The 4,423-nt window shown below is 40.3% G+C and carries 3 protein-coding genes; 2 read left to right on the top strand and 1 reads right to left on the bottom strand.

Annotated elements, in window-relative coordinates:
- Positions 1 to 63: 63 nt before the first annotated feature.
- Entirely contained in the window at positions 64 to 2,775 is a 2,712-nt protein-coding gene (gene gyrA / locus QNK26_RS07235; protein WP_319221865.1) for a DNA topoisomerase (ATP-hydrolyzing) subunit A, read from the bottom strand.
- A gap of 246 nt (positions 2,776 to 3,021) precedes the next feature.
- Between gyrA and ubiG the strand changes: the two genes are divergently transcribed.
- Both ubiG and QNK26_RS07225 read left to right on the top strand, forming a co-directional pair.
- Complete coding sequence (gene ubiG, locus QNK26_RS07230) at positions 3,022 to 3,720, top strand: bifunctional 2-polyprenyl-6-hydroxyphenol methylase/3-demethylubiquinol 3-O-methyltransferase UbiG (protein WP_319221864.1); 699 nt, start codon at positions 3,022 to 3,024, stop codon at positions 3,718 to 3,720.
- Positions 3,721 to 4,278: 558 nt separating this feature from the next.
- A partial coding sequence (locus QNK26_RS07225) for an ATP cone domain-containing protein (RefSeq protein WP_319221867.1) occupies positions 4,279 to 4,423 on the top strand: 145 nt, incomplete at its 3' end.

Here is a 4,423-nt window from a genome sequence, read left to right as displayed (position 1 = left end):
CTCTAGGAGTAACAGGCCTTATTGAAGTTAATCGTGATTAGTGCATTACTACACTAGCCTTAATTACTCTTCAGTTGCTCCTTCAGCGCTGTCAGCTGCATCCGTTGGTGTAGCTGGAACTTCGCTTGGTGCTTCAGCATTTTCTGCATCAACAACAACTGCGTTCTCGTCTACTTCAACTTCATCGATGCGTTGTAAACCAACAACGAGCTCATCATCACCCGTACGGATTAGACGAACACCTTGGGTGTTACGGCCAACCATAGAGACTTCAGATGCACGAGTTCTTACTAGCGTACCGCCATTAGTAATAAGCATTAGCTCATCACCGTCAAGCACTTGCGTAGCACCAACAACTTTACCGTTACGTTCACTTACTTTAATTGAAACAACACCCTTAGTACCACGACTCTTCGCTGGGTATTCTGCAAGTGCAGTACGTTTACCGTAACCGTTTTCAGTTGCTGTTAAGATAGCACCGTCGTTCTTCGGTACGATTAGAGAGACAACTTTTTGCTCGCCTTCTAATTTAATACCACGAACACCAGTTGCTGTACGGCCCATAGGACGCACACCTTTGAACTTGATTTCTGGTTTGCCGTTCTCATCAAGAACAGGGTTACCTTCTTCGTCAAGTACTGGTGTTTCTTCAAACTCGCAGAAACGTACTACTTTACCTTCATCAGAGAACAACATAATGTCGTTAGTACCATCAGTGATATCAACACCAATTAGTTCATTCCCTTCATTCAGGTTAACAGCGATGATACCGCCAGCACGAGGCTTGCTGTATGCACTTAGTGCTGTTTTCTTCACTGTACCGTTAGCCGTTGCCATGAAGACAAACTTGTTATCTTCAAACTCAGATACAGGTAGGATCGCAGTAATACGCTCACCTTCTTCTAGTGGTAGTAAGTTAACAATTGGCTTACCACGGGCTTGACGACTAGCTAATGGTAATTGATATACCTTCATCCAGTACAAGCGACCACGGCTTGAGAAGCACAGAATATGATCATGGGTATTAGCGACCAATAAACGTTCGATGAAATCTTCTTCTTTCATCTTCGTTGCTGATTTACCTTTACCACAACGACGCTGCGCTTCGTAATCAGTTAGCGGCTGATACTTAACATAACCTTCGTGAGATAGTGTTACTACAACATCTTCACGTTCGATTAAGTCTTCTAAGTTAATATCAGCACTGCTTGCAGAGATCTCTGTACGACGTTCGTCACCAAAGTTGTCTTTCGAAGCTTGTAGCTCTTCAGTGATAACTTCAAGTAGACGTTCTGGAGAATTAAGGATATGCAATAATTCTGCAATAACTTCCAATAATTCTCTGTATTCGTTAAGAATTTTCTCGTGTTCTAAACCTGTTAGTTTGTGTAAACGTAAGTCTAGGATTGCTTGTGCTTGTATCTCGGTTAAGAAATACGAACCTTCACGAATACCATACTCAGCTTCTAACCATTCAGGACGAGCAGCATCATCACCCGCACTCTCTAACATTGCAGATACATCGCCTAACTGCCAACCGCGGCTAATTAAGGCTTGTTTTGCTTCTGCAGATGTCGGTGATTGCTTAATTAAGGCAATGATTTCATCAATGTTTGCTAGTGCAATCGCTAACGACTCAAGGATATGAGCACGCTCACGCGCTTTGCGCAGTTCAAACACAGTACGACGTGTAACAACTTCACGGCGATGACGCAAGAATGCATCTAACATGCCTTTTAATGTGAAGATTTTTGGCTGTTTGTCAATCAAGGCAACCATGTTCATACCAAATACAACTTGCATTTGCGTTTGAGCATAAAGGTTGTTTAATACAACTTCACCAACGGCATCACGTTTAATTTCAACAACCATACGCATACCATCTTTATCAGATTCGTCGCGTAAGGCACTGATGCCTTCAATTTTTTTATCTTTAACAAACTCAGCGATACGTTCAATCAAACGCGCTTTGTTCACTTGGTAAGGCAGTTCATGAACGATGATCGTTTCACGACCGCGGTCATTGGTTTCAATTTCCGCACGAGCACGGATATGAACTTTACCACGGCCAGTACGATAAGCCTGTTCAATACCAGCTTTACCGTTAATGATACCGTGAGTAGGGAAATCTGGACCAGGAATGTATTCCATTAATTCTTCCAGACTTAGATCTGGATTTTTAATTAATGCTAAACAACCATTAATCACCTCGTTTAAATTATGAGGTGGTATATTAGTCGCCATACCTACTGCAATACCCGACGAACCATTCACTAGCAGGTTCGGAATACGCGTAGGCATAACATCAGGAATGAATTCGGTACCATCATAGTTAGGTACGTAATCAACCGTTTCCTTGTCTAAATCGGCAAGTAATTCATGCGCGATTTTTGACATTCTGATTTCGGTATAACGCATTGCGGCTGCAGAATCGCCGTCAACTGAACCGAAGTTACCTTGACCATCAACAAGCATGTAGCGCAAAGAGAAAGGCTGCGCCATACGTACGATTGTGTCATAAACAGCTGTGTCACCGTGTGGGTGATATTTACCGATTACGTCACCAACAACACGTGCTGATTTTTTATATGGTTTGTTCCAATCATTCTTCAATTCGTTCATCGCGAATAAAACACGGCGGTGAACTGGTTTTAAACCATCGCGAACATCAGGAAGAGCACGACCAACAATAACGCTCATAGCGTAATCTAAATAGGAATTTTTTAATTCTTCTTCAATATTGATAGGTGTGATTTCTGTGGCTAAATTACTCATATAAGCCTTTACCCCTAAGTTTTAAAGTGCTTTCTATTATATTTTTTAGAGATTCATTCTAGCATAATATTTACCAGCAAATACAATATATAAGAAAATTAACTCTGTTGGTTACGATTTTATTAACCGCTTCGCAAATTATTTATTCGTTGGCTCACAAATAATACTTCTGAAATCATTTTCTCGTTATATACTGTGCCCATATTTATTACTTTTCACCTTATTAACGTATCAAGAAGACTATGTATGAATGTAGATAAACAGGAAATCGCTAAATTTGAAGCCATGGCCAGTCGCTGGTGGGATCCAGCAGGTGACTTCAAGCCATTACATCAAATCAATCCATTACGCTTAGACTACATTGATGAGCGCAGCGGCGGCTTATTTGGCAAGAGAGTTCTTGATGTGGGCTGTGGTGGCGGTATCTTAACGGAAAGCATGGCTCGCCGCGGAGCACAAGCATTAGGTGTTGATATGGGTAAAGAACCCCTCAATGTGGCTAAATTGCACGCACTTGAATCTGGTACTGAAGTTGAATACCGTCAAGTCTTAATAGAAGAGTTAGCAGAAGAACAGCCAAATAGCTTTGATGTCATTACTTGCATGGAAATGCTAGAGCATGTGCCCGATCCAGGTTCAGTGGTAAATGCCTGTATGCGCTTAGTTAAACCAGGTGGTCATATCTTTTTCTCGACGATCAACCGTAATTTAAAATCATACTTGTTCATGATTGTTGGTGCAGAGAAAATTATGAAGATGATGCCTAACGGTACTCATGATCATAAGAAATTTATTCGTCCTTCCGAACTGCTACACTGGGTTGATCAATCGGGACTATATTGTCATCACATGACAGGCCTGCATTACATTCCAGTCGTTGACCAGTTCAAACTGGGCGAGAATGTTGACGTTAACTATATGCTACATACGCAGCTTATCGATTAATACGTTCTTCTTCATCTAGCAGTACCTTTACTGTTAGGTGATTATCTCCCCCACTTTCTTTCTCTCTTCTACAGAATATCAATACAACGCCATCCATTCCGTCTATCTCTGAACTTCCGCTTAAGCAAATGTTATCCACTTTTAGGTAATATGAAACTTGCTGGGTATAAAATGACATAATTGTTGGTAATAACAACCACCTCACAAAATTCTAATATAATACTTGCATGGTAGTTTTATAAACGGATTAGCTGTAAATATAATCAAATTATTTGAGGATCATCACACAAGCTTGGCAACACTTTTTTTTCTTTTTTTTTTCACTTTGCTGTTGATTTTTGCTAACCGTAATTGATCACTGAGGCCAGAATGTAAGTCGCTACTAACTCACTAAATTATCCACATGTTGTTCAGTTTAGTGCCACTTGCCAAAAATCGATTATGCCTCTATCTTGTATGCATGAATAAAGGACAACACTACATCTTGTGTATTAACAAGAATATCAATACTAGTGTTGGTGGAAACATTCTTAACATTGTTTAAGGTTAGTCAGCTAAATGAATAAGAATTTACTAGTTACAAAACGCAGCGGTAAACAAGAAACGATCGATCTTGAAAAGATCCATCGCGTGATCAAATGGGCAGCTAAAGGTTTAGATAATGTATCTGTATCATTGGTTGAATTAAAATCTCATATCCAGT

The organism is Moritella sp. (assembly GCF_033791185.1).
GTDB lineage: Bacteria > Pseudomonadota > Gammaproteobacteria > Enterobacterales > Moritellaceae > Moritella.
Note: the sequence above shows the minus strand (reverse complement) of the source record. Positions and strands in the feature narration are given on the sequence as shown.

Bases quoted from the DNA above. Each gene is read 5' to 3' on its own strand.
- gyrA (WP_319221865.1), bottom strand. From the start codon at position 2,775: ATGAGTAATTTAGCCACAGAAATCACACCTATCAATATTGAAGAAGAA.
- ubiG (WP_319221864.1), top strand. From the start codon at position 3,022: ATGAATGTAGATAAACAGGAAATCGCTAAATTTGAAGCCATGGCCAGT.